Source organism: Flavonifractor sp. An112, assembly GCF_904377885.1.
Taxonomy (GTDB): Bacteria; Bacillota; Clostridia; order Oscillospirales; family Oscillospiraceae; genus Flavonifractor; species Flavonifractor avicola.
Window position 1 is genome coordinate 18,819 of record NZ_CAJFGT010000012.1, and the last position, 23,091, is coordinate 41,909.

Annotated in this window: 20 protein-coding genes and 1 tRNA gene; 20 read left to right on the plus strand and 1 reads right to left on the minus strand. The window is 62.4% G+C overall.

All coding sequences use genetic code 11. The features are described 5' to 3' along the window. Window positions 1–3: 3 nt before the first annotated feature. The 11 genes from IHN22_RS03095 to IHN22_RS03140 all read left to right on the plus strand — a co-directional run bounded on the left by IHN22_RS03095 (window position 4) and on the right by IHN22_RS03140 (window position 12,657). Window positions 4–948 carry a uridine kinase family protein gene (locus IHN22_RS03095; protein WP_191433380.1) on the plus strand — a complete coding sequence of 315 codons (945 nt, stop codon included), beginning with the start codon at window positions 4–6 and terminating at the stop codon, window positions 946–948. Between the two features lie 80 nt (window positions 949–1,028). Beyond that, window positions 1,029–1,850, plus strand: coding sequence for an Mrp/NBP35 family ATP-binding protein (locus IHN22_RS03100; protein ID WP_191433381.1), 822 nt, complete (start codon window positions 1,029–1,031; stop codon window positions 1,848–1,850). A 189-nt stretch (window positions 1,851–2,039) separates the two neighbouring features. Further along, on the plus strand, window positions 2,040–2,651 hold the full coding sequence (locus IHN22_RS03105; RefSeq protein WP_191433382.1) for a peptidoglycan recognition protein family protein: 612 nt from the start codon (window positions 2,040–2,042) through the stop codon (window positions 2,649–2,651). A 65-nt stretch (window positions 2,652–2,716) separates the two neighbouring features. Continuing rightward, entirely contained in the window at window positions 2,717–2,839 is a 123-nt protein-coding gene (locus IHN22_RS12755) for a hypothetical protein (RefSeq protein WP_275533400.1), read from the plus strand. 138 nt (window positions 2,840–2,977) lie between these two features. Then, complete coding sequence (locus tag IHN22_RS03110) at window positions 2,978–4,969, plus strand: DNA gyrase/topoisomerase IV subunit B (RefSeq protein ID WP_191433383.1); 1,992 nt, start codon at window positions 2,978–2,980, stop codon at window positions 4,967–4,969. A 124-nt stretch (window positions 4,970–5,093) separates the two neighbouring features. Further along, window positions 5,094–7,523, plus strand: a complete 2,430-nt coding sequence (locus tag IHN22_RS03115; protein ID WP_191433385.1) for a Xaa-Pro dipeptidyl-peptidase — start codon at window positions 5,094–5,096, stop codon at window positions 7,521–7,523. Window positions 7,524–7,667: 144 nt separating this feature from the next. Further along, a complete protein-coding gene (locus tag IHN22_RS03120; protein WP_191433387.1) occupies window positions 7,668–9,911 on the plus strand; it encodes a DNA gyrase/topoisomerase IV subunit A in 2,244 nt (747 codons plus the stop codon). Window positions 9,912–9,938: 27 nt separating this feature from the next. Beyond that, the gene (locus IHN22_RS03125) at window positions 9,939–10,805 is read left to right on the plus strand and encodes a YitT family protein (protein WP_191433389.1); all 867 of its coding nucleotides are present in this window, start codon (window positions 9,939–9,941) and stop codon (window positions 10,803–10,805) included. A gap of 30 nt (window positions 10,806–10,835) precedes the next feature. Further along, window positions 10,836–11,426, plus strand: coding sequence for a lactate utilization protein (locus tag IHN22_RS03130; RefSeq protein WP_191433390.1), 591 nt, complete (start codon window positions 10,836–10,838; stop codon window positions 11,424–11,426). 22 nt (window positions 11,427–11,448) lie between these two features. Continuing rightward, window positions 11,449–12,507 carry a hypothetical protein gene (locus IHN22_RS03135; RefSeq protein ID WP_300985338.1) on the plus strand — a complete coding sequence of 353 codons (1,059 nt, stop codon included), beginning with the start codon at window positions 11,449–11,451 and terminating at the stop codon, window positions 12,505–12,507. 74 nt (window positions 12,508–12,581) lie between these two features. Further along, window positions 12,582–12,657 (plus strand) — tRNA-Gly (locus IHN22_RS03140). 229 nt (window positions 12,658–12,886) lie between these two features. Here IHN22_RS03140 and IHN22_RS03145 read toward each other — a convergent pair. Next, window positions 12,887–13,225 (minus strand): hypothetical protein, encoded by a 339-nt coding sequence (locus IHN22_RS03145; protein ID WP_191433392.1) that lies wholly within the window; start codon window positions 13,223–13,225, stop codon window positions 12,887–12,889. 280 nt (window positions 13,226–13,505) lie between these two features. Here IHN22_RS03145 and IHN22_RS03150 point away from each other — a divergent pair, with 280 nt between their 5' ends. The 9 genes from IHN22_RS03150 to IHN22_RS03190 all read left to right on the plus strand — a co-directional run. Then, the gene (locus tag IHN22_RS03150; protein WP_087399845.1) at window positions 13,506–14,030 is read left to right on the plus strand and encodes a shikimate kinase; all 525 of its coding nucleotides are present in this window, start codon (window positions 13,506–13,508) and stop codon (window positions 14,028–14,030) included. 176 nt (window positions 14,031–14,206) lie between these two features. Beyond that, entirely contained in the window at window positions 14,207–15,979 is a 1,773-nt protein-coding gene (locus IHN22_RS03155; RefSeq protein WP_191433394.1) for a DEAD/DEAH box helicase, read from the plus strand. A gap of 349 nt (window positions 15,980–16,328) precedes the next feature. Beyond that, window positions 16,329–16,643, plus strand: a complete 315-nt coding sequence (locus IHN22_RS03160) for a V-type ATPase subunit subunit G family protein (RefSeq protein ID WP_087189191.1) — start codon at window positions 16,329–16,331, stop codon at window positions 16,641–16,643. After that, a complete protein-coding gene (locus tag IHN22_RS03165) occupies window positions 16,643–18,652 on the plus strand; it encodes a V-type ATP synthase subunit I (protein ID WP_191433395.1) in 2,010 nt (669 codons plus the stop codon). The genes IHN22_RS03160 and IHN22_RS03165 overlap by 1 nt, the downstream gene beginning before the upstream one ends. A 1-nt stretch (window position 18,653) precedes the next feature. Beyond that, window positions 18,654–19,148, plus strand: a complete 495-nt coding sequence (locus tag IHN22_RS03170; RefSeq protein WP_087189193.1) for a V-type ATP synthase subunit K — start codon at window positions 18,654–18,656, stop codon at window positions 19,146–19,148. Window positions 19,149–19,162: 14 nt separating this feature from the next. Further along, window positions 19,163–19,750 carry a V-type ATP synthase subunit E gene (locus IHN22_RS03175; protein WP_087189194.1) on the plus strand — a complete coding sequence of 196 codons (588 nt, stop codon included), beginning with the start codon at window positions 19,163–19,165 and terminating at the stop codon, window positions 19,748–19,750. A 30-nt stretch (window positions 19,751–19,780) separates the two neighbouring features. Further along, window positions 19,781–20,779, plus strand: a complete 999-nt coding sequence (locus tag IHN22_RS03180) for a V-type ATPase subunit (protein ID WP_087399848.1) — start codon at window positions 19,781–19,783, stop codon at window positions 20,777–20,779. A 116-nt stretch (window positions 20,780–20,895) separates the two neighbouring features. After that, window positions 20,896–21,210, plus strand: coding sequence for a V-type ATP synthase subunit F (locus IHN22_RS03185; RefSeq protein WP_191433397.1), 315 nt, complete (start codon window positions 20,896–20,898; stop codon window positions 21,208–21,210). A 228-nt stretch (window positions 21,211–21,438) separates the two neighbouring features. After that, the coding region (locus IHN22_RS03190; RefSeq protein ID WP_191433399.1) for a V-type ATP synthase subunit A at window positions 21,439–23,091 on the plus strand (1,653 nt) is incomplete at its 3' end.

Sequence of the window (23,091 nt, forward strand, 5' to 3'; positions counted from 1 at the left end):
GTTATGCCCTATCAGCTGCAAGAGATCAACCAGAGCATCCGCACCGACCCCAAGGGATTTCTGGAGGCCTGCGACGCCGCCTATCAAAGCCGCATTGCGTCGGCGGTGGACCGCATCCTGGAGCGGATGAAGGAGAGCCCCATCGTGCTGCTGTCCGGCCCCTCCGGCTCGGGCAAGACCACCACCGCCCTCAAGCTGGAGCAGGAGCTGGAGCGCCGGGGTGTGAATACCCACGCCATCTCCATGGACAACTACTATAAAACCCTCAACCGCAAGACCGCCCCCCGCACCCCTGAGGGGGACATCGACTACGAGTCCCCGGTGCTGCTGGACCTGGACCTGCTGGACGAGACCTTCTCCCGGCTGTCCCAGGGCGAGTGGGTGGTGGTACCCAAGTATGAGTTTGCCCGGCAGATGCGCAACGACAGCCGGGGCACCTTCCTGAAACTGGACAAAAACGAGATCGCCATCTTTGAGGGCATCCACGCCCTCAACGACGACATCTTCGGCCGCCACCCCGAGGCCACCGGCCTGTACATCTCCGCCCGCTCCAACGTGCTGGAGGGGGAGGAACTGCGGTTTAAGGGCACCTGGATGCGGATTTCCCGCCGGGCGGTCCGTGACTATAATTTCCGGGGCACAGACCTTTTGGAAACCCTTTTGATGTGGTATAATGTGCGCCGGGGCGAGAAGAAGTATATCTCCCCCTTCAAGAACCGGGCCAATATCATCATCGACTCCTCCCTGCCCTATGAGGTGTCGGTGTTTGCCAACTACGCCCACGCCCTGAAAGAGGCGGTGGACCAGATCCCCGCCGACAACCCCCGCTATCATGAGTTCCACGATCTGGTGGACGCCTTCCGGTACTTTGAGCCGGTGGACCCGGCTCTGGTACCCCCCGAGTCCCTCATCCGGGAGTTTATCGGCGGCGGGACCTACAGCTACTAATCATGTCCAGGGGGGACTTTGTCCCCCCGCTTCTCCCATATCAATCCCTGGTAACAACATAGGAAAGAAGGAAAAATACCATGTCAGAATGCACCCACAACTGTTCCTCCTGCGGCGAGAGCTGCGGCGAGCGCACCGCCCCCCAGGATCTCCACGTTCCCGCCAACGGCCTGTCCCACATCGGCAAGGTCATTGCCGTGGTCAGCGGCAAGGGCGGCGTGGGCAAGAGCCTGGTGACCTCCTCCCTGGCGGTGGCCATGCGCCGCATGGGCAAGAAGGTGGCCGTGCTGGACGCCGACATCACCGGCCCCTCCATCCCCGCCGCCTTCGGCATCCACACCCGGGCCGAGGGCAGCGAGCTGGGCATCTACCCCGCCGAGACCAAGACCGGCATCGGCATCATGAGCCTCAACCTGCTCACCGAGCATGAGACCGACCCCGTGATCTGGCGGGGGCCCGTCATTGCCGGCACCGTCAAGCAGTTCTGGACCGACGTGATCTGGGGGGACGTGGACTATATGTTCGTGGATATGCCTCCCGGAACCGGCGACGTGCCCCTGACCGTGTTCCAGTCCCTGCCCATCGACGGCATCGTGGTGGTCACCTCTCCCCAGGACCTGGTGAGCATGATCGTCACCAAGGCCGTCAAGATGGCTGAGATGATGCACATCCCCGTGCTGGGCCTGGTGGAGAACTACTCCTACTTCCAGTGCCCCGACTGCGGCAAGCGCCACGCCATCTTCGGCGAGAGCCACATTGACCAGGTGGCCGCCGGTCTGGGCCTGAAGGTGCTGGCCCGCCTGCCCATGGATCCCGCTGTGGCCGCCGCCTGCGACGCCGGCAAGATCGAGGACCTGGAGCAGAATTACCTGGCCGACGTGGCCAAGACCCTGGCAGAATAACCAGGATCAGGCTTTACAAAACGTTCATATTCGGTTCAAAACGGGTTCACAGGGAGAGGATAGGATAACAGCGTGGTCAGAAAGGCCACTCCTCTCTTTCCTCTCTTTTTCAGATCTTGGGAACACAGGCCCGCAACAGGCGGCGGGCCTGTGTTTCTGCGTTTTAGCCCCAAAAGGAGGGACAAGCCCATGCCCACCCGTGTGAAAAAACGCCGCCGTTCCCCTCTGCTGCCCGCCCTTATCATTCTTGTGCTGATTGGAGCGGCCTTCCTGATCTGGCGGCTGGCCTTCTCCGCCCCCCAGCCCTCCGGCGATCTGCCCGACTGGATCACCGAGGAGCTGCTCCCCATCAATCCCTATTCCCGGCCCGGCGAGCCCCTGGAGGAGGTCAACGGCGTGGTGGTCCACTATGTGGGCAACCCGGGCACCACGGCGGAGCAGAACAACAGCTACTTCCGAAACCTGGCCACCACCGGAGAGACCTACGCCTCCAGCCATTTCCTCATCGGCCTGGACGGGGAGATCATCTGCAACGTGCCCCTGGACGAGATCGCCTACTGTACCGGCCCCCGGAATGTGGACACCATCTCCATTGAGTGCTGCCACCCCGACGACACCGGGGCCTTCACTCAGGCCACCTACGACTCCCTTATCAAGCTGGTCCGCTGGCTTATGGACGAGTACCGCCTGGACACCGACCAAGTCATCCGGCACTACGATGTCACCGGCAAGGAATGTCCCCTTTATTATGTTCGAAACCCGGAGGCGTGGGAACAATTTAAGGCTGACTTGCAAGAATAGTCCGTTTTATTGGACAGCTGCTCTGGTATCCTGTACCCAACGATACAGGAAAGGAGCGCTGAACCATGGAATTTGAACTTCGCTATGTAAACGGACACATTGAGGTATACGACGCCGCCGGACGCTTCCGGTTTTCCGCCGACTCCCAGGGGGAGGCGCTGGCCGAACTGGAGGACATGGCCGCATAAGCAACAGGGCCGGACCACGGATTGCCGTGGTCCGGCCTTTCTTGACACTTTGGGCGGGAATAGGGTAATATAATAACGTATGCGCATCTTTTGCACCGGCTCTGAGGGCCGGCAGTTTTACGATATGAGGAGAGGCCCATGGCAAGAAGTTCTTCCCCAAAAAGTTACGGCAACGACTCCATTTCCTCCCTGAAGGGGGCGGATCGAGTCCGCAAGCGCCCGGCCGTCATCTTCGGCTCCGACGGGCTGGAGGGCTGCGAACACGCGGTGTTTGAGATCCTGTCCAACGCCATCGACGAGGCCAGAGAGGGCCACGGCAATCTCATCACCGTCACCCGGTATGAGGACAAGTCCATCGAGGTGGAGGACTTCGGCCGGGGCTGCCCGGTGGACTGGAACGAGAAAGAGCAGAAGTACAACTGGGAGCTGGTGTTCTGCGAACTGTACGCCGGCGGCAAGTACAACAACAACTCCGGCGACAACTACGAGTACTCCCTGGGCCTCAACGGCCTGGGCTCCTGCGCCACCCAGTACGCCAGCCGCTACTTCGACGCGGTGATCCACCGGGACGGCTTTGAGTACACCCTCCACTTTGAGAAGGGCGAGAACGTGGGCGGCCTGAAGAAGGAGCCCTACAGCGGCAAAAAGACCGGCTCCAGGTTCCGCTGGCTGCCCGACCTGGACGTGTTCACCGACATCGACATTCCGGTGGAGTACTACCTGGATGTGCTCAAGCGGCAGGCGGTGGTCAACGCCGGTATTACCTTCCGGTTTCGCAATCAGGTGGGGGGCAAGTTCGAGACCACCGACTTCAAGTATGAAAACGGCATCGAGGACTATGTGAAGGAGCTGGCGGGGGACAACCCCCTGACCCAGCCGGTGTTCTGGCAGACCGAGCGCCGGGGCCGGGACCGGGCGGACAAGGACGAGTACAAGGTGAAGCTGTCGGTCTCCTTCTGCTTCTCCAACACGGTGCAGGTCATCGAGCACTACCACAACTCCTCCTGGCTGGAGCACGGCGGCTCCCCTGAGAAGGCGGTGAAGTCGGCCTTTGTCAACGGAATTGACGCCTGGCTGAAATCCCAGGGCAAGTACCAGAAGAACGAGAGCAAGCTGACCTGGGCCGACGTGGAGGACTGTCTGGTGCTGGTGAGCAACAACTTCTCCACCCAGACCTCCTACGAGAACCAGACCAAGAAGGCCATCACCAACAAGTTCGTCCAGGAGGCCATGACCGAGTTCCTCCGCTCCCAGCTGGAGGTCTACTTCATCGAGAACCCCTTCGACGCCGCCAAGATCGGCGAGCAGGTGCTCATCAACAAGCGCTCCCGGGAGAACGCCGAGCGCACCCGGCTGAACATCAAGAAGAAGCTGTCCGGCAATGTGGATATCTCCAACCGGGTGCAGAAGTTTGTGGACTGCCGCACCAAGGACACCACCCGCCGGGAGCTGTATATCGTGGAGGGCGACTCGGCTCTGGGCAGCGTCAAGCTGAGCCGGGACGCGGAGTTCCAGGGCATCATGCCCGTCCGGGGCAAGATTTTGAATTGCCTCAAGGCCGACTATGCCAAGATCTTCAAGAGCGAGATCATCACCGATCTTTTGAAGGTGCTGGGCTGCGGCGTGGAGGTCCACGACAAGCACGCCAAGGATCTGGCCGCCTTCGACCTCATGAACCTGCGGTGGAACAAGATCGTCATCTGTACCGATGCCGACGTGGACGGCTTCCAGATCCGCACCCTGATTCTGACCATGCTCTACCGCCTCACCCCCACCCTCATCCAGCGGGGCTATGTGTATATCGCGGAATCCCCCCTGTATGAGATCAATTATAAGGAAAAGACCTGGTTCGCCTACTCCGACGCCGAGAAGAACGACATTGTAAACGGCGAGCTGGCGGGCAAGAAGTGCTCCATCAACCGCTCCAAAGGTCTGGGCGAGAACGAGCCCGATATGATGTGGCTCACCACCATGAACCCCGAGACCAGGCGGCTCATCAAGGTCATGCCCGAGGATGTGGAAAACACCGCCCGGGTCTTTGACCTGCTGCTGGGGGACAACCTCCAGGGGCGGAAAGACCACATTGCAGAAAATGGATATAAATATCTGGAACTGGCGGATATTTCGTAACGGATACAGGCCGGGATCTGAAAAGATCCCGGCCTGTATATTCTTGCAAAAATAACCGCTGTTTGCTATAATTTATCCGCATCGTATTCAGGAGAATACAAAATATGGATCAGGAGGGATCATTTTGAGGAAATTGCTTTCTTGTGGTCTTACCCTGGCGCTCTGCGGGAGCCTGCTCACCCCCGCTTTTGCCGCTGACCAGGGGCTGACCCGGGGGGAGCTGGCCCAGCAGCTGGTGGAGCTGTGCGGCTACACCCAGGAGCTGGAGACCTACGAGGCCCAGCCCAGCGTCTACACCGACGTGGCGGATGACGCGGCCTGTCAGGGCGCCGCCAATCTGCTCCAGGACAAGGGCCTGATGCAGGGCAGCGGCGGCGGAGCCTTCCAGCCCCAGCGTACCGCCACCCCGCTGGAGGCGGCCACCGCCCTGATGCGCTGGGCGGGTCTGAGCGACAAACAGATCGGCGCCTGGCCCAACGATTACAGCGCCCTGGCCGACAGCCTGACTCTGGCCGGAGGGGACGTACTGACCGAAAGCTCCCTGAAGGAGATGGCGGAGCTTGCCGCTCAGTACCGGGAGACCATCCAGGCCGAGACCCCCGCGCCCCTGTTCGTCAACGGCGAGGCCCAGCCCATCTTCCCCTATGATACCATCATCCGGGAAGTGGTGTATGTGGAGACCCCCGTGGACACCGACAGCGACGGCAAGGCCGACCTGGTCAAGGTGCTGATCCAGCGCCCCGCCGCCACCGACGAGGGGATGAAGGCCGCCACCATTTTTGAGGCCCGGCCCTACTCCGCCGGCTGCACCGACGCCTATGACCTGGACACCTGGAATGCCCACATTGTGGACGCCCAGCTCACCCAGGCCCAGCAGTCCACCACCACGACCAAGGAGGACTGGGACTGGACTGCCGCCGACACCGAGGATGCCAAATTGACCCGGCAGACCGTGACCGGCACCGGCAAGGCCGGAGACGGCGGCGATGTGTGGGAGACCACCGAAAACGTGGATTCCTATGACTACTGGCTGGTGCGGGGCTACGCCTATGTGTCCTGCGCCGGACCGGGCACCCTGGGCTCCGACGGCTTTGAGACCTGCGCCAGCGCCGATGAGACCGCCGCCTTTGCCGCGGTGGTGCAGTGGCTGGCCGGGGACGAGAGCGTGAAGGCTTACACCGACAAGACCTCCGGCATTGAGGTAAAGGCCGACTGGTCCAACGGCAATGTGGCTATGACCGGCCAGTCCTATGCCGGTTCCACCGCCTTTGCCGTGGCCTCCACCGGCGTGGAGGGCCTCAAGACCATCGTGCCCCGGGCGGGCATCGCCAGCTGGTACGACTACTACCGCTCCCAGGGCACCGCGGCGGGCGGCCTGTACTACCCCGGCGACGACTGCAACATCCTGGCCGACTACTGTATGTCCCGCCAGCTGGACGGGGCGGATTACTCCACCATTCAGCTGGACTATGAGCGCTACCTCAGCGGCATGGTGGAGGAGCAGGACGCCCTTTCCGGCGACTACAACTTCTTCTGGGACGAGCGCAACTACACCAACGGCGCGGAGAACCTGAACTGCTCCGCCCTCATCACCCACGGCCTCAACGACTTCAACGTGCGGCCCAAGCAGTTTAACCTGATGTATGACGCCTTCCAATCCGCCGGTCAGGAGGCCAAGCTGGTCCTCCACCAGGGCGCCCACATGACCCCCGACCAGATCGACGGCCTGGACCTGAACGGCATCCTGGGCCGCTGGTATGCCCACTACCTGTACGGGGTGGACAACGGCGCCGAGGACGAGGCCAACGTCCGCATCCAGAGCAACACCGACCTGAGCTGGGCCAGCTATGACAGCTGGGGCAGCGACACCACCGTGCGCTTTGACGCCGGGGAGGGCCAGGCGGCCTTTTCCAGCGACCTGTCCGCCACCAGCTTCGACACCTCTCTGGCTGACACCGGCGACGGCTGGATCGAGTACTGCACCGACATGGCCTACGCCTGGGAGAACGATGTGATCTCCGGCAGCACCAGCGCCAGCAAGGTGTTCACCTTCGATGTGGAGGAGGACCTGCACATCAACGGCACTCCCACTGTCACCATCAAGGCCAGCGCCGACCAGCCCACCGGTATCCTCAGCGCTATGCTGGTGGATCTGGCCCCCGAGGGCGGCATGAAGGCCGTCATGCTGGAGCAGTACAGCGAGGCTGTGGCCACCGAGACCCTGGAGAGCGGCGCGGTGTGGCAGGGCGGCGGCCTGACGGCCAAGGACCTGCAGCAGTTTGCCCTGACCCAGACCGATCACAAGATTATCACCCGTGGCTGGATGGACATCCAGAACCGCACCTCCATCTACAATGTGGACACCGTGACCCCCGGCGAGTTCTACACCTTCCAGCTGGAGCTCCAGCCCATGGACTACACCGTGGAGGCCGGCCACCAGCTGGCCCTGGTGCTCTACTCCGTGGACCCGGAGGTTACCTACTGGCCCGAGACCGTCACCAACTTTACGGTGGACTGCACCGGCACCTACGTCACCATTCCTGTTATGGAGTAAACCCTTCCGGCGGTCTGCGCGTTGCGCGGGCCGCCGGTCTTTGTTTTGGCGCTTTACGGCGATGAATTGCGTTTTTTTCAAAGGAATGATATAATTCTAACCACTGAAAGCGGCCAGTCTGTACTGACAAAGGAATGATTTGATTTGGCAAAGAAAAAGGACCCCCAGGAGGGGGCGAAGAAGGTCAACAACCCCAACGTCATGGGCCTGCGGCCCGAGGTGCTGGAGCAGCCCATTACCGAGACGTTGGAGCTCAACTATATGCCCTACGCCATGAGCGTTATCGTCTCCCGGGCCATCCCGGAGATCGACGGGTTCAAGCCCTCCCACCGCAAGCTGCTGTACACCATGTACCAGATGCACCTGCTGGGCGGCAACCGGACCAAGAGCGCCAACGTGGTGGGCCAGACCATGAAATTAAACCCCCACGGCGACGCCGCCATCTACGACACCATGGTGCGCCTCTCCCGGGGCTACGGCGCCCTGCTCCACCCCCTGGTGGACTCCAAGGGTAACTTCGGTAAGGTGTACTCCCGGGACATGGCCTGGGCGGCCAGCCGTTACACCGAGGTGCGCTTAGACCCCATCTGCGCCGAGCTCTTCCGGGACATCGACCAGGACACGGTGGACTTTGTGGACAACTACGACGGCTCCATGAAAGAGCCCACCCTGCTGCCCACCACCTTCCCCAACGTGCTGGTGAGCGCCAACCAGGGCATCGCCGTGGGTATGGCCTCCAACCTGTGCGGCTTCAACCTGGCTGAGGTGTGCGACGCCACGGCGGCCTATCTGAAAAACCCCAGGGTCAACCTGATGGAGTATCTGAAGGCCCCCGACTTCCCCACCGGCGGCGAGCTGTTATATGACGAGGCCGCCCTGCGGCAGATCTACGACACCGGCCGGGGCTCCTTCCAGGTGCGGGCCCGGTGGCGCTACCTGAAGAGCGAGAACCTCATCGAGGTGTACGAGATCCCCTACACCACCACGGTGGAGGCCATCATGGACAAGGTGGCCGAGCTCATCAAGGCGGGCAAGATCAAAGAGATTGCCGATATGCGGGATGAGACCGACCTGAACGGCCTGAAGATCACCATTGACCTGAAGCGGGGCACCGACCCGGATAAGCTGATGGCCAAGCTGTTCAAGTCCACCACCCTCCAGGACGCCTGCTCCTGCAACTTCAATATCCTCATTGCCGGGATGCCCCGGGTCATGGGCGTGGGAGAGATTTTGGAGGAGTGGACCGGCTGGCGGATGGACGGCGTGCGCCGCCGGACCTACTATGTGATGAAGAAAAAGCAGGAGAAGCTCCACCTGCTCAAAGGCCTGAAAAAGATCCTGCTGGACATTGACCGGGCCATCAAGATCATCCGGGAGACCGAGGAGGACGCCGAGGTGGTGCCCAACCTGATGATCGGCTTCGGCATCGACAACATCCAGGCGGAATATGTGGCCGACATTAAGCTGCGCAACATCAACAAGGAGTATATCCTCAAGCGTATTGAAGAGGTGGCCGGGCTGGAGGAGGAGATCGCCGACCTCCAGGACATCGTCAACAACCCGGGCCGCATCAAGAAGATTATTTCCCAGGAACTCTCGGCGGTGAAGAAGAAGTACGCCTCTCCCCGGCGCACCGAGATCGTCTACGACTATCAGGCCGCCGGCGCCGAGGCGGAGGAGGACGAGACCCCCGACTATCCCGTCCATGTGTTCTGCTCCAGGGAGGGCTACTTCAAGAAGATCACCCCCCAGTCTCTCCGCATGAGCAGCGAGCAGAAGTACAAGGAGGGGGACGGCCCCTACCTGTACTGGGAGGGGAACAACCGGGATATGCTATTGGTGTTTACCGACAAGCAGCAGTGCTACAAGGCCCCCCTCAGCGAGTTTGACGACGCCAAGGCCAGCGTGCTGGGCGACTTTTTGCCCACCAAGCTGGGCATGGACCCCGGCGAGAGCTTTGTGTGGGCCTGCCTGACCAGCGACTACTCCGGCCATATCCTCTTCTTCTTTGAAAACGGCAAGGTAGCCCGGGTGGAGGTGGCCGCCTACCAGACTCAGACCAAGCGGAGAAAGCTCACCGGCGCCTACTCCGACAAGTCCCCCCTGGCCGCCGCCCTCCACATCAAGGAGGATCTGGAGGTGGCAGTTACCTCCACCGAGGGCCGGTGCCTGGTGTTCCACACCGCCGCCCTCACCCCCAAGACCACCCGCTCCACCCAGGGGGTCAACGTCATGACCCTCAAGCCCAAGTGGAAGGTGGAAAAGGCTGTCCCGCTGGCGGATACCACCATTGTCAACGCCGCCCGGTACCGGGCCCGGTCCCTGCCGGTGGCGGGGGCCCTGCTCAAGGAGGAGGACCGGGGCGAGGAACAGATCAGCCTGCTGTGATTCTGGAAGAGAAATGAGGAATACCCGTTGAAACACACCCTCAGCTATTATGTGAAAAGCTATGCGGTCATTACCCTGGGCTCCCTGCTCTACGCCCTGGCGTACAACATTTTCTACGCCCCCAATCTGGTGGCCATGGGCGGCCTGACCGGCCTGGGCCAGGTGCTCAACGCCCTGATCCCCGTCCTGCCGGTGGGCACCACGGTGTTTGTGATGAATGTGCCCCTCTTCTTTCTGGGGTGGAAGTTCATCGGCGGCCACCTGCTGGTGTCCTCTCTGTACGCCATGACCTTCAGCTCCTTTGCCATCGACGTGATGGATATGATCTATCAGTTCCCGCCCATGGATACCATGCTGGCGGCCATCTTTGGTGGGGCCCTGCTGGGGGCGGGCATCGGTCTGGTGTTCGCCAAGGGAGCCACCACCGGCGGCACCGACCTGATCGCCCGGCTGCTCAAGCTGAAGTTTGCCTGGCTGCCTATGGGCACCCTGGTGCTCATCCCCGACTTCATTGTCATCGTGCTGGCCGCCATCGCCTTTGGCAAGGTGGAGAGCGCCCTGTACGGTCTGGTGTCCCTGTTCATCACCTCCAAGGTGATGGATATGGTGCTCTACGGAATGGACAGCTCCAAGGTGGCCTATATCATCAGCGACTCCTGCAAGGAGATCACCGACGCGGTGATGGCCATGGACCGGGGAGCCACTATCCTCCACGGTGAGGGAGCCTACTCCGGCGACGAGAAAAAGGTGCTGATGGTGGCCTTTAAGCAGAAGGAGATCGTCCCCCTGAAGGAGAAGGTCAACGAGATCGATCCCCGGGCGTTCCTCATTGTGTGCGACGCCCACGACGTACTGGGCGAGGGCTTCCGCACCTACAGCAAGGATGATATTTAATTGGCTCCCACAGAGAAAGGAAGGGTTTCCATGACGGATTTCACCAAGGTAAAAGCCAACCTGGAGAAGCGGGGCTACGCCGTGTCCTGCTTCGCCACAGCGGCGGAGGCCGCGGACTATCTGGACGGCAAGCTGGACGGCAGGACCATCGGCATCGGCGGCTCGGTGACCGTCCGGGAAATGGGCCTTCTGGACCGGCTCAAGGCCCACAACACCGTGGTCTCCCACTGGGAGGGCAGCCGCAAGGAGGATGCCGCCTTTACCCAGGTCTACCTGTGCTCGGTGAACGGCCTGGCGGAGACCGGCGAGATGGTGAACATCGACGGGGTGGGCAACCGCATTGCCTCCACCGTGTTCGGCCATGAGGAGCTCTATCTGGTGGTGGGCCGCAACAAGCTCTCCCCCGACTATGACGGGGCGGTGTGGCGGGCCCGCAATGTGGCCTCCCCCAAAAACGCCATTCGCCTCCAGCGTAAGACCCCTTGCGCCGTCAAGGGGGACAAGTGCTACGACTGCAACAGCCCCGAGCGGCTGTGCCGGGGCATGACGGTGCTGTGGCAGGCATCCAACGGCATCGGACGTACCGAGGTCGTACTGATTGACGAGGACCTGGGCTTTTGAGGAAAGAAAGGGGGCGGGGCCTGTGAAAAAGTGCATACCGGCCCTGGCCCTGAGCCTGGCCCTGCTGCTGGGCGGGTGCTCCCTGTCGGGGCAGGCCTATACGGTGGTGGAGCCCCACGCGGAGCATCCTGTTCTGGGGGAAAATGAGTCTACCATCAAGGCCAGCACCTATTCCGAGCTGGTCAACGGCATACTGTTTTTCGTCTCCCAGGGGGTGGAGGAGGGCGTTATCCAGATCACCGACTATAACGGCGACGTGGAGGCCGACCTGAACCGGGCCTGCCTGGAGGTGGCCAAGGACGACCCCCTGGGGGCCTACGCGGTGGACTTCATCAAGAACGACTATACCACCATCATCACCACCTATGAGGCCACCATCACCATCTCTTACCGCCGTTCCCCCGAGCAGGTGAGCAATCTGGTGAACATCACCGGTACCAGCGCCATCCGGGAGGAGGCGGTCCAGGCCCTGTCAGCCTTCAAGACCGAGCTTGCCCTGCGGGTGGGCTACTTCACCGGGGATGCCGCCGCGGTGGAGGAGCAGGTACGGCAGGCCTACTACGACACCCCTGCCGCCGCGCTGGGGATGCCGGAGTGCTCGGTGGAGCTCTATCCCAAAACCGACACCGGCACTCAGCGCATCGTGGAGATCCTGCTGGACTACCCGGAGGAGCCCACGGCCCTCCAGCGGAAGCGCCAGCAGCTCCAGGAGCAGTCGGCGGCCATCCTCACCCCCATCCAGCACCAGATCGCCAGCCGGCGGCTGGATCTGCTGATGGGGACGCTGCCCAATGTGGTTCAGGTAGACCTGAAGACCGGCGGCGCTACCGCCTGGGACGCTCTGGTGGGGCAGGGAGCCAACGAAGAGGGATTGGCCCTGGCCTTCCAGCTGCTGTGCGACGGCCTGGGGCTGAAGGGTCAGATCATAGAGGGTACCCTGCAGGGTCAGCCCCACTTCTTCAACCAGGTGGACCGCAACGGACAGACTGTGTGGGTGGATCTAAGCCGCAGCACCGGCAAGACCTGGACGGCGGCCCAAATGGCTGAAATGGGCTATCAGTGGACAGACCAGGAGGCCTGAAAAGAAAAAATAAAAAAATCGAAAAATTCCCTTGACATTGGCGGCACGGATTGCTATAATAACATCCGTCGCTTGCAGGTGTAGCTCATCTGGTAGAGCGCCACCTTGCCAAGGTGGAGGTAGCGAGTTCGAGCCTCGTCACCTGCTCCAGAAAAAGAAAGAGACAGGACATATGTCCTGTCTCTTTCTTTTTCTGGATTCCGTGAGAATTTGAAATGCTCGGCGGAAATAAATTCCGCCTGCGCCGAGGTTTTGGCCCAAAGGCCAAAACGCTCGAACGGCGCAAAAGCGCCGCCGACCCGAAGGGCCGGTTTTGTGGATTCCATAACCACAACAAAAACGCAGGACATCCTTTGGGTGTCCTGCGTTCTGTTTTTGATTACCCCAGGAAGAACCGGACCGCCACCGCCGCCACGGCGGTAAGCATCCCCGCCGACGCGATGAGATCGGCGGCCAGGGCCAGGTCCAGCCGGCGGCGGGGCCGGGCCTCCTCCTCCGGCGCGGGAATCTCCTCCGGGATCTCTTCTGCCGCAGGCTCCCCTTCCAGGGCCCGGCGGCAGGCCTCAAAGTCCAGCACCTTTCCCTCAGGCCGGGCGGGCTTCCGCCGGGGCAGCACGGTATAGCACACCGTCTCCTGACCTACGCAGGCCTTTTGGTCCGACTCGTTTGCGTATCCTGTAATCCGTCTGGCGTCCAGATTCAGATAAATGGTCTCCATACCGTTTCCCTCCTGTTGTTCCGGCGTTTGATCCCAGTATACGGGATAAGGTGTCCTATAAAACGTACTTTGTAAGGACCCTTGTACTTTTCTGACGGCGCAGAGCGGCAAAAAGTTCCCGACGCAGGATTAGAACTTTTGTTCGCGTTCAGTATACAACATATGTTCGATTTTTGCAAGCACTTTTTTGAGAGGAAATAGGAAACCGCCAGGTTCAGAAAAAGGGGCGATTTTCCTTGCAACCGGGGAAAAGATTTGATATACTGGCAAAGATCATGACATGGGAAAGGATGACCCCGCTGTGGAGTATCAAAACGTTACCTTGATCGGAATGCCCGGCTCGGGCAAGAGCACCGTGGGGGTGCTGCTGGCCAAGACCCTGGGCTATCGCTTTGTGGATGCCGATCTGCTCATCCAGCAGCGGGAGGGCGCCCTGCTCCAGGACATCCTGGACCAGCGGGGTGTGGAGGCCTTCCTGGATGTGGAGGAGGCCGTCATCCGGGATCTGGACTGTACCCGCACCGTCATTGCCCCCGGCGGCAGCGCCATCTGCCGGGAGGAGGCCGCCCGCCACCTCAAGGAGCTGGGGCTGGTGGTGTATCTCCATGTGCCTCTGGAGGAGCTGGAGCGGCGCATCCGCAACATCACCACCCGGGGCATTGCCATGTCCCCCGGCCAGACCCTGGCCGACGTGTACGCCGCCCGGGAGCCTCTGTACCGCAAGTACGCCGACCTGACGGTGGATGTGACGGGGGGAAACACCCTGGAGCAGACGGTGGCGGCAGTGGTGGCCCGGCTGGGCTGACCGCCCCTTGTATTTTTTTGAAATAATGATATACTATATTCCAGTAAACTATCATGTACGAAATGCCCGCCGGCTGGCCGGCGGGCTTCGTCGTGTTTTTTCTGCCTCCGCGCGGCAGTCTTATTTTTTGTGCCCCCGGCGCGGAAGGGGCATTTCTAACGAAAGGAACGAACCGCATGACATTCCAGGACCTCGGCCTGAAAGCGCCCATCCTGAAGGCGCTGGCCGAACAGGGGTATGAACGCCCCTCCCCCATTCAGGAAAAAGCCATTCCCCCCGCTCTGGCAGGCCGGGACGTGCTGGGCTGCGCCCAGACCGGCACCGGCAAGACCTGCGCCTTTGCTGCCCCCATCCTCCAGCGGCTCAGCGACCGCAAGGGCAAGGGCATCCGGGCCCTCATCCTCACCCCCACCCGGGAGCTGGCCCTCCAGATCCAGGAGAACATTGTGGCCTACAGCCGCCACCTGCCTATCCGCTCCGCCGTCATCTTCGGCGGCGTGGGCCAGAACCCCCAGGTGGAGCAGCTGAAAAAGGGCGTGGACATCCTGGTGGCCACCCCCGGCCGCCTGGGCGACCTGTACAACCAGAAGTTTGTGGATCTGTCCAGGCTGGAGGTCTTTGTGCTGGACGAGGCCGACCGGATGCTGGACATGGGCTTCATCCACGATGTCCGCCGCATTCTGGGCTGGCTGCCCAAGAAGAAGCAGACCCTCTTCTTCTCCGCCACCATGCCCCCGGAGGTCCAGGGGCTGGTGGACTCCCTGCTGGTGAATCCGGTGAAGGTGGCGGTGAACCCGGTGTCCTCCCCGGTGGAGGTCATCGACCAGAAGCTCTACTATGTGGACCGGGGCAACAAGACCAAGCTGCTGGCCTCCCTGATCCTGGAGCCTGACGTGAAGAATGCCCTGGTGTTCACCCGCACCAAGCACGGCGCCAACAAGGTGGCCGGGGATCTGGTGAAGGCTGGCATCGCCGCCGCCGCCATCCACGGCAACAAGAGCCAGACCGCCCGGCAGCAGGCTCTGGCCGACTTCAAGAGCGGCAAGGTCACCGCCCTGGTGGCCACAGATATCGCCGCCCGGGGCCTGGACATCGAGGAGCTGAGCCACGTCTTTAACTACAACCTGCCCGATGTACCCGAGACCTACGTCCACCGCATCGGCCGTACCGGCCGGGCGGGCCACGGCGGCACCGCCATCTCCTTCTGCGACATCAACGAGAAGGAGGAGCTCAGGGGCATCCAGAAGCTGCTGGGCAAGGCCATCCCGGTGGTGGAGGACCACCCCTGGCCTATGGAGATCTTTGAGCCCCTGCCCAAGGATAAGAAGGGCCGGATTATCAACCCGGAGGACGCCGAGGCCCGGGCCGCCGCCAAGGAGAAGCGCCGCCAGCGGGACGCCGCCAACAAGGCCGCCGCTGCCGAGCGCAAGGCCAAGGCCGCCCAGAAAGCGGCTGAGGCGGTGGAACAGCCCGCCCCGGCCCAGCCGGAGAAAAAGAAGAAGTCCAAGCGGGGGGTGCGCAACAGCGCCACTCTGGAGGAGGCCCTGGTAGCCACCGCTCCCACCCGCCCTGCTGCGCCCGAGCCGGCGTTTGAGGATTTCCGCCGGCCCGATCCCCTGGCCAGCGATATCATTATGGATGCCACCGCCCGGCTGCTGGCCTCCCGGAAGCCCGCTCCCCGGTCCGAGAAGACGGAGAACCGGAAGGAAAAGCGGCCCAAGGAGAAGCAGGCCACTCAGGAGAAGACGCCCCAGAAGCAGCCCAAGGCCCAGAGAGGGAAGCAGACGGCGGCCCAGTCCCCCGCCCCCGCCTCCAAGAGCGGACGGAAGAAGCACGGCGGCAGAGGCCGTGCCGGCCGTCCGCCGGAGATCGTGCTGCGCTCCAACGGCCAGAAGGACTCCACCGAGCAGCCCAGCCTGATGAAACCCTATTATCTCAGCGACGACTGATAGGATCCATCCCTCAACGGCGCTGCCGCGACCATCGCGGCAGCGCCGTTTTTTTGCCCAGTTCTCAAGGTATGAAAAAGGCCTGAAAGAAAAAATATATACAAAAAATTTTTATGTTAAATAATTAACAAAAATGAATTAGGTAAAAAAAGGAGGAAAATGCGGCATAATGGATAAAGAAGCTAAAAATATGGAAAGAAAAACTAGGCAAAACCAGCTAAAAAAAAGAAAGACCAAAAAGTAAACTCGATATTTTAAACTTGCAATCTTGGTCAAATTGAAGTATCATGACTAGTAACATCGGATAAATTGTCCAGAGGGACAAGAGATGGGGAAAGGCGGTGAATGTATGTCTCTGGAAGCGATCAAGCAGGTGACTGAGGCCGAGCAGGCCAACAAGCAGCGCAAGGCGGAAGCACAGGCGGAGGCCAAGCGCACCGTGGCGGAGGCCGAGCGGGCTGGCAAGGCCCGGCTGGCGGAAGCCCGGGCTCAGGCCGAGGCCCAGGCCCGTGAGTTTATGCGGGCGGCGGAGGAAACGGCGGCCAAGCACGCGGCCGAGGTCAATGCCCAGACGCAGAAGGCCTGCGACGCCCTGCGGGCCAAGGCGGAGGGCCGTCTGGCCGACGCCGCTGAGAGCATCGTGAGAAGGGTAGTGAAGAACTGATGTCCATTGTGAAAATGAAGCGGCTGCGGCTCATCGGAATGCAATCCGAGCGGGAGTCCATGCTGCGGCTGCTTCAGCATTTGGGCTGTGTGGAGATCGACGAGCCGGGGGACCGCAAGGACGACCCCGACTGGGCCAGCCTCACACGGCCGGACACCGGGGCGCTGAACGAGGCCAGGGATGCCCGTTCCAGCGTGGAGAATGCCCTGAAAGCCCTGAAGAAGTACGGCCCCAAACAGAAGGGCGGGCTCCTCACCCCCAGACCGGTGATTACAGAGGGAGAGCTCTTCGACGACGCGGCCTACCGGACCGGCCTGGCAGACGCCGGGCAGCTGGTAGCCCTGGAGCGGAAGATCTCGGCTCTGTACGCCGAGCAGAACAAACTGCGGACTCAAAAGCTGGCGCTGGCTCCCTGGCTGGCGCTGGATATCCCCCTGGAGACGGCCTCCACGCCGGAGGTGGCGGTGTCCTTCGGCACCGTGGCCGCGTCTACCGATCTGGACGCCATGGACGGAGCCCTGGGGGCGGTCACCGACCTGTATGAACTCATGCGGGCGGGGGCGGACAACGAACTGAAATATCTGGTGTTCCTCTGCCACCGCAGCGCCGAGGAGGACTGCCAGGCGGTGCTCAAGGAGTACGGTTTCTCCCGGGCGGCCCTGCGGGGCTGGACGGGGACGGCGGCGGAAAACGACAAGCGGCTGGATGAACAGCTGGCCGACGCCGCCCGAGAGCTGGAGTCCACCATCGCCCAAGTGGGGGAATACGCCTCCAAAAAGGGCGCGCTGGAGCAGTGCCTGGACCGGGCCGATCAGGAGATCGCCCGGGAGGAGGCCCGCTGCCGCCTGCTGGACAGCAGCTCCGCCTTCTTCCTGGAGGGCTGGGTGCCTGTCCCCGACGAGAAAAAGCTGCTGGAGCAGCTGGGGCAGTACACCTGCTGCTGGGAGACCCAGGACCCGGCGCCGGAGGACTACCCGGTGGTGCCGGTGAAGCTGAAGAACAACAAGCTCACCGAGCCGCTGACCACCATTACGGAAATGTACTCCCTGCCCGCCTATGACGGCGTGGACCCCAACGGGCTGATGATGCCCTTCTATGTGTTCTTCTTCGGGTTCATGTTCGCCGATCTGGGCTACGGCCTGATCCTGGCGGGGGCCTGCGCCTTCATCAACCACAAGGTCCACCCCAAGGGGGGCTTCGGACAGCTGATCCGGCTGATGATCATGTGCGGCATTTCCTCTGCCGTCATCGGCTTCTTCACCGGCGGCTTCTTCTCCGACTTCCTGGCTCAGTTCACCAGTATGCTGGGCCTGTCTCAGCCGGTGATCCCCTTCCTGTCGGTGCCCGACGGGGTGACGGGCGTGCCCGGTCCCCTGCTCAACGTCATGGGCGACCCCATGACCGTGCTGGTCTTTGCGCTGGCCGTGGGCTTCGTACAGATCGTGGTAGGCATGGCGGTGAAATTCTGGATGCTGTGCCGCCGGGGCCAGGTGGTGGACGCCATCCTGGACATCGGTACCTGGTGGGTCATCTTTGTGGGTATCGGCCTCTTTGCCGCAGGCATCGGCAATGTGGCGGGCTACCCGGTGGTGCTCATCATCGGCTGCCTGATGCTGCTGGGCCAGGGCCGCACGGCCAAGGGCTTCGGCAAGGTGACCGCCATCATCGGCGCGGTGTACAACGGCGTGACGGGCTACTTCGGAGACATCCTCTCCTACTCCCGTCTGATGGTGATGATGCTGGCCGGCTCGGTCATCGGCCAGGTGTTCAACATCCTGGGCGCCATGCCCGGCGGCGGAATGCCCCCGGCCATCGGCATCCCCATCTTCTTCATCATCTTCATCATCGGCCACGCCTTCAACATCGGCCTGAACGTCATCGGCACCTACGTCCACACGTCCCGTCTGCAATACCTGGAATTTTTCAAGCAGTTCTATGAAGAGGGCGGACGCCCCTGGCGGCCCCTGAACATTGCGACAAAGTATGTCGACATTAAGGAGGAAGAGTAACATGACATTCGGTGAATTTCTGACCCAATACGCTGGCGCGTTCTTTGGTTTCCTGGGCGCCGCTCTTGCCGCAGGCCTGGCCTGCGTTGGTTCCGCCAAGGGTACCGGCCTGGCCGGTGAGGCGGGCGCCGGCCTGCTGGCCGAGGACCCCTCCCAGTTCTCCAAATGTATGATCCTGCAGGTTATCCCCGGCACCCAGGGCCTGTACGGCCTGGTCATCGGCTTCCTGGCCCTGATGAAGATGGGCCTGTTCAGCGGCACCGTGGGTGAGCTGACCATCGCCCAGGGCCTCATCGTCCTGGCCGCCTGCATCCCCATGGCTCTCGGCGGTCTGCTCTCCGGTATCGCTCAGGGCCGCGTGGCCGCCGCCTCCATCAACATCGTGGCCAAGAACCCCAACGACTGGTCCAAGGGCATGGTGCTCTGTATCATCGTGGAGTTCTACGCCATCCTGTCTCTGCTCATCTCCTTCCTGATGATCATGTTCGGCTTCTAAGCAAGAGGTAGACTATGGACGGAATTGAAAAAATCACCGGACGCATCGCGGCCGACGCCGGACGGGAGATCGGCGACATCAACGCCGAGGCCCGCCGTCAGGCCGACGAGATCACGGCCCGGTATGAGGCTCAGGCCCAGCGGGAGAGTGAGGAGATCATCTCCCGGGGCCGCCGCAACGCCGACGAGCGGGTGGAGCGGCTGGCCAGCGTGGCCCAGCTGGACGCCCGCAAGCTGGAGCTGGCCGCCAAGCAGGAGATGCTCTCCAAGGCCTACGACCTGGCGCTGGAGAAGCTGGTGAACCTGCCCGACAAGGAGTATGTGAACCTGCTGGCCGACCTGGCCGTGAAGGCCTCCTCCACCGGCCGGGAGGCGGTCATCTTCTCCCAGAAGGACCGCGCCCGCTACGGCAAGGCCGTGGTTACCCAGGCCAACGAGAAGCTGGGCGACGGACACCTGACCATGTCCGAGCAGTCCCGCCCCATTCAGGGGGGCCTCATCCTCAGCGACGGGGACGTGGAGGTCAACTGCACCTTTGAGACGCTGGTGCGCCTCCAGCGGGGCGAAATGGACCGCGAGGTGGCCAAGGTGCTCTTTGACTGATGCGCTCCTTGCAAGTAAGGAGGCAACATTTTGGCTAAGATCAAAGATACCGACTATCTGACCATATCCGCCCGTATCCGGGCCATGGAGAACCGTCTCCTCACCCGGGAGCGGATGGAGCGGATGCTGGACGCCCGCACCGACGACGAGGCGGCCAAGGTCCTCACCGAGTGCGGCTACGGGGAGCTGACCGCCCTCACCCATGCCGGGCTGGACGAACTGCTCTCCGCCGCCCGGGCCGCTCTGTACAAGGAGCTGAAGGGCGCGGTGCCCGACAAGCGGCTGGTGGACGTGTTCCAGATGAAATACGACTACCACAACGCCAAGACCCTCATCAAGGCCGCTGCCGTAGGGGCTGAGCCCGACCGGCTGCTGATGGAGGGCGGTCGCTGGACCGCCGCCCAGATCAAGGAGGCCTACCAGCGGGACAACCTGCGGGACTTCACCGATCCCTTCCGGCAGGCCATTGTCCAGGCCCGGGAGCTGCTCAATGGCGGCAACGACCCCCAGCTGGCCGACTTCGTGCTGGACCGGGCCTACTTCGCCGAGATGAGCGAGGCCGCCAAGGCCGTGGGCAGTCCCTTCCTGGAGGGGTATGTCCGCCTGCTCATTGATTCCACCAACCTGCGCTCCGCCGTTCGGGCCGCCCGCATGGGCAAGGGCAACGATTTCCTCAATCAGGTGCTCCTCCCCGGCGGCAACGTGGAGGTACACACCCTCACCTCCGGCAAGGGCAGCGACCTGGCCGCCCTGTTCCGGGCGGGCCCCCTCAGCGAGGCGGCCGCCGCAGGCGCCGCCCTCACCGCCCCCGGCAGCGGGGAGCTCACCGCTTTTGAGCGGCTGTGCGACAACGCGGTGATGGGCTATCTGGCCCAGGCCCGCCGCATCCCCTTCGGGGAGCAGGCGGTGATCGGCTACCTGTACGCCAGGGAGAACGAGTTCACCGCCATCCGCACCATTCTGTCCGGCCGCATGGCGGGGCTGGACGGGGACACCATCCGGGAAAGGCTGCGTGAAGCCTATGTTTGAACAAGTTCAAACATTTGATAAGAGCGCGTGCCGCGGCGGCGCGCGGCATATGCGCACACATTTGACCGCTCCCGCGGTCTGTCAGTGTGACGGGGCGCGGAGAAAGGAGCGGCCAAATGTCTAAGTACAAAATCGCAGTGCTGGGAGACAAGGACAGCGTACTGGGCTTCAAGGCCCTGGGGCTGGATGTGTTTCCCGCTGAAACGGTGGAGGAGGCCAAGGGGACCCTCCACCAGCTGGCCAAGGAAAATTACGCGGTGATCTACCTCACCGAGCAGTACGCCGCCGGTATGACGGCGGAGGTGGCCCGGTACAAGGATGAGCTCACCCCGGCCATCATCCTCATCCCCGGCAAGGACGGCTCTCTGGGCATCGGCATGGCCAACGTCAAGAGCGCCGTGGAACGGGCCGTGGGCGCGGATATTCTTTAACTGCTGACTGCACGGGTCAAATGGGACGATGTGGGCATCGTCCTCTACGCGCGCAGATCTTTCATTGCTCTGTAGGGGCGGGTGCCCACACCCGCCCGCACCCCCGCCGGAGCCCAACGAAGTGGGTCCGGCGGGGAGGAGGAGGCGCAACGGAACGAGTGAGCGTTCCCGTTTACGGGGACGCGAAGGATGTGCAGTTTGCGCCGACGAGAAAGAAGGTTGAGCTATTTGAGCGGAAAAATCGTGAAAGTCTCCGGCCCGCTGGTGGTGGCCACCGGACTGACCGACGCCAACATGGCCGACGTGGTCCGTGTGGGCGAGCAGCGCCTCATCGGTGAGATCCTCACCATGAACGGCGACTCCGCCTCCATCCAGGTCTACGAGGAGACCTCCGGCCTGGGCCCCGGCGCCGTGGTGGAGACCACCGGCGCCCCCATGTCCGTGGAGCTGGGCCCCGGCATTATTGAGAACATCTACGACGGCATCCAGCGCCCCCTGGAGGGCATCATGAAGAAGGCGGGCTCCAACAATCTGCCCCGCGGCGTGGAAGTCCCCGCCCTGGACCGGGAGAAGAAGTGGCAGTTTAACGCCACCGTCCAGCCTGGCGCCAAGGTCATCGGCGGCGACGTCATCGGCACCGTCCAGGAGACCAGCGTGGTGCTCCACAAGATCATGATCCCCCCCAAGATGAGCGGCACCATCCAGTCCATCCAGTCCGGCGAGTTCACCGTGCTGGACACCGTGGCCGTGCTGGTGGACGACAAGGGCGAGAAGCATAATCTCACCATGGTGCAGAAGTGGCCCGTCCGTGTGGGCCGCCCCTACAAGCACAAGTATCCCCCCAAGACCCCGCTGCTGTCCGGCCAGCGTATCGTGGACGCCATGTTCCCCGTGGCCAAGGGCGGCACCGCCGCCATCCCGGGTCCCTTCGGCTCGGGCAAGACCGTCATGCAGCACCAGCTGGCCAAGTGGTCCGACGTGGACATCGTGGTCTACATCGGCTGCGGCGAGCGCGGCAACGAGATGACCGACGTGCTGCGGGAGTTCCCCGAGCTGGTGGACCCCCGTACCGGCGAGTCCCTGATGAAGCGGACCGTCCTCATCGCCAACACCTCCGATATGCCCGTGGCCGCCCGTGAGGCCTCCATCTATACCGGCATCACCATCGCCGAGTACTTCCGGGACATGGGCTACCATGTGGCCGTCATCGCCGACTCCACCTCCCGCTGGGCCGAGGCTCTGCGTGAGATGTCCGGCCGTCTGGAAGAGATGCCCGGTGAAGAGGGCTACCCCGCCTACCTGTCCTCCCGTCTGGCCCAGTTCTACGAGCGGGCCGGCATGGTGGAGTGCATCGGCTCCGACGAGGACCGCCGAGGCTCCCTGACCGCCGTGGGCGCCGTTTCCCCGCCCGGCGGCGACCTGTCCGAGCCCGTGTCCCAGGCCACCATGCGTATCGTCAAGGTGTTCTGGGCCCTGGACGCCTCCCTGGCCTACCGCCGCCACTTCCCCGCCATCAACTGGCTGAACTCCTACTCCCTGTACCTGGACTCCCTGAAACCCTGGTACGACGAGCACCTGGGTCCCCAGTTCATGGTCAACCGCGACAAGTCCATGTCCATCCTCCAGGAGGAGGCCAGCCTGAACGAGATCGTGCAGCTGGTTGGTAAGGACTCCCTGTCCGCCGGCGACCAGCTGACCCTGGAGACCGCCAAGATGCTCCGCGAGGACTTCCTCCAGCAGAACGGCTTTATGGAAGTGGACTGGTACTCCAGCTACGAGCGCCAGGACAAGATGATTCAGATGATTCTGGACTACGACAAGCTGTGCCGGGCCGCCATCGAGAAGGGCGCCCCCGTGGCGGAGCTGTTTACCATCCCCTTC